The organism is Sphingomonas sp. CCH9-F2, from assembly GCF_001556735.1.
GTDB lineage: Bacteria > Pseudomonadota > Alphaproteobacteria > Sphingomonadales > Sphingomonadaceae > Sphingomonas > Sphingomonas ginsenosidimutans.
Genome location: NZ_LSJO01000376.1, coordinates 1 through 2,965 on the forward strand (window position 1 = coordinate 1; position 2,965 = coordinate 2,965).

Annotated in this window: 3 protein-coding genes; 1 reads left to right on the plus strand and 2 read right to left on the minus strand. The window is 61.2% G+C overall.

The genetic code is table 11. The features are described from left to right. Positions 1-23: 23 nt before the first annotated feature. Complete coding sequence (locus tag AX685_RS11015) at positions 24-1,448, minus strand: ISKra4 family transposase (RefSeq protein ID WP_066488601.1); 1,425 nt, start codon at positions 1,446-1,448, stop codon at positions 24-26. Between the two features lie 172 nt (positions 1,449-1,620). On the opposite strand from AX685_RS11015, the gene AX685_RS11020 reads away from it, so the two are divergent. Then, on the plus strand, positions 1,621-2,217 hold the full coding sequence (locus tag AX685_RS11020; protein ID WP_066488604.1) for a recombinase family protein: 597 nt from the start codon (positions 1,621-1,623) through the stop codon (positions 2,215-2,217). A gap of 3 nt (positions 2,218-2,220) precedes the next feature. Here AX685_RS11020 and AX685_RS21020 read toward each other — a convergent pair whose 3' ends face one another. Further along, on the minus strand, positions 2,221-2,913 hold the full coding sequence (locus AX685_RS21020; RefSeq protein ID WP_066969391.1) for a plasmid pRiA4b ORF-3 family protein: 693 nt from the start codon (positions 2,911-2,913) through the stop codon (positions 2,221-2,223). Positions 2,914-2,965 lie beyond the last annotated feature (52 nt).

Consider the following 2,965-nt stretch of genomic DNA (forward strand, 5'->3'; position numbering starts at 1 on the left):
GGGGAGCATGAGAAAGTTGGGGGTCATGCCGCCTTCCGTTCGTCCCTCCACCTCTGAAAGTCATTGGCCAACGTGCCATCAAGGGTACGGACGCGGAGTTGCACAAGCAGATGCACCCCTCTGGGCGTCCACTGCATCTGTTGCTTCTTTGCGAAGCGCTTTGCGACGACCTGGTTGACGGTCGATTCCACGAAGGCGGTCGAGACTGCTTCGCCATATCGTCGTCGCTCGCCATAGTTCGGGATCATGCTGGCATTGGCGCTGATATAGCTTTCGAACTCCCGCAAATGCTTGAGGAGATTGCGAGCTTGCGGCGAGACCTGTGGGTGGCTCATCGGCTCGTCGGTGACATCCGGATCTGTCGCACCAAGCATTCTGGTCTCGACGTCGCCGATTAGGTCGAGAGCACGGCGCCAGTTGCCGTGCCAGAGGAAGTGCCGAACTCGCTCGAGAGTGGCGACGGCCACGTCTTTATCCGTCTCGGATGGGGGCGGCAATCCGCGCGCGATCTGCTGCATGACCGTCACCCGCATGGCGATGTGGAAATAGTCGAGGACATGCTCGGCGTTCGGCCGCATGTCCCATTGAAGATTGCGGACGTTCCTGCCACCATCGGACATGAAGGTGATCTCACGGTCCATCCCGACGCCTTGCTCCAGCAGCAATTCATGAAGGCGACGACGCGGCCTGTCGTCATGTCCGACCACGAAGCCGAACCGGCGCGTTGGCTCGCTAATTTCGCCATCCTCGCCCGGATCGACGACGGACTTACCCACGATCACCTCGAAATTGTTCGGCCGATCGTACCATGATCGTACATAGCCTCCATCGATCCCGACAGTGACAGGCGGTCCTGGCAGCGGACCATCGGTCCAGTCCGCCTCGCAGCCTTCGATGAAACAGCGTCGCTCGGTGCCAAGCTCGGCTTCCAAACGCTCCGCGACGCGTAGGGTGTCCTGCCGGATCGTCGTCGCGTTGATCGCGTCACCGATCGGAAGGACGTCGGCAAGGCGTTCCGCGGTGATGCCGTAGGACGCGAGCGAAGCCCAGCGCGCCTCTAGCTCGAGAAGGTCCGGCGTGACGCGTTCGGGCAGCGCCGCCACGATCGGCGCCGCGATACCCGCTGTGGGTTTACATGTACATCGCCGGAACCTGGTACTTGGCACGGCGATCTTTCCGAACGGCGTGCGCACCATGATCGAACGATGATCCTTGATTTGCCTTGCTGATCCGCAGCACGGACAAGCGCGCTGGCGGCGACACCAGTCGAGCGCCTGGGTCTGAACCACAGCGAGCTGCAGCGCGGCCAGCAGTCGCTTGCTCTCCGCGATCCTGAGACCGAGATCATCGATCGTAAGCGTGTCGTCGTCGCGTTCGATGACGGCGATGGATATGCCGCTGGTTGGCCTGTCGTCCGTTGCTGCGGTGAGGGTGATGGTGAAGCGCATGAGCTCATTCCTCCATGAAGAAGGGAACTCATTGGCCGGCACATCGGTGCCGCCGTCCGAAACCGACCGGTTACGGTCACCTACAGCTAACCCTGTCCATAAAATAGCCTTACCATCTTGCGGACACACCAATTTTACTGGACACCCCTTCCGGACAATCGAGGCCGGATCCATGTCACGCACCTTTGCCTATCTGCGCGTTTCGACCGTCGACCAGACGACCGACAACCAGTTGCACGAGATTGAGGCCGCTGGCTTTGCAGCGCAGCCGCGGCGGATCGTCGCCGAAACCATCTCCGGGTCGGTTGCGGCGAAAGAACGCAAGGGTTTTGCCCGGTTGCTTGACCGGCTAGAGGATGGCGACGTCCTCGTCGTCACCAAGCTCGACCGGCTCGGCCGCAACGCGATGGATGTGGCGAGCACCGTCGCCGATCTCGATCGCATGGGCGTTCGCGTCCACTGCATGGCGCTGGGCGGCGTCGATCTCACCTCGTCGACAGGCAAGCTGACGATGGGCGTTATCAACGCGGTCGCCGAATTCGAGCGCGACCTGCTGATCGAACGCACCCAGGCCGGGCTACGCCGCGCGCGGGCGGAGGGCAAGGCCATCGGACGGCCTGCGAGCCTTACAACAGACGAGCGCGCCGAGGTCGAGCGCCGCCTTGAAAGCGGCGAAACCGTGTCCGCGCTCAGCAAGGCGTTCTCGACAAGCCGGCAGACGATCATGCGGGTACGCGATGACAGACGCGCTCAAGCCGAGCTTGCCTGAGCATCAGTCCACAGACATTGGCCGGTCCTTGCCGACAAACTCAGCCTTCAACGCGAGATTGATGGCGCGGCGATCGATGGAATCTGGATCGTAGCGCAGCAGCGGATCATCTGGACCGTCGAACCCGGCGCGGTCAGCTGGCGTCCACTCTTCGCCGTCATCTTCCTCGCCGTCGCTGGTATCGTTTTCATCCAGAAAGTCATCCAGGCCATTTCCCTGATCGAAGCGCAATTCATCGAGACGTTCGAGCAATCGCTCATATCCACCCGGTCCGCCGATATCCTCAGGCGGACCGGCGCGAGCACCATCGGTGCAGACCGGCCAGGGCTTGTCTGCGCTCGGTTGTTCACGCGCTTCGACGCGGATCTCGTGCTCCCAGAAATCGCCGAAGTCGTATTCGTACATCATGCGTTGCCGCACTCGCAGCGACAGGTCGGCAAGTGTCAGTTCCCTCAGAATTTTCCCGTCCTCGACAAGGTGGTGACGCTCACCCGTCCTTTGCGTGCCGAAACGGCGCCCATGCACCTTGAAAGCATGGAGATGATAATCTTCCCAACCAAACGCGATCTGGATTACCCGGTGCAGACCAAAAAGCGTCAGATCGCTGCGAACCAGCAAGCGTCGCCAAATCATCGGCGATATATCCCGGAGGCCGACCTTCAGACGGTAAGCGACAAGCGGAGCCGGTTTCGACATGCTCCTAAAGCTACCGGATCAGCACCGTCACCCCCAGCTTTTTTATGCCCCC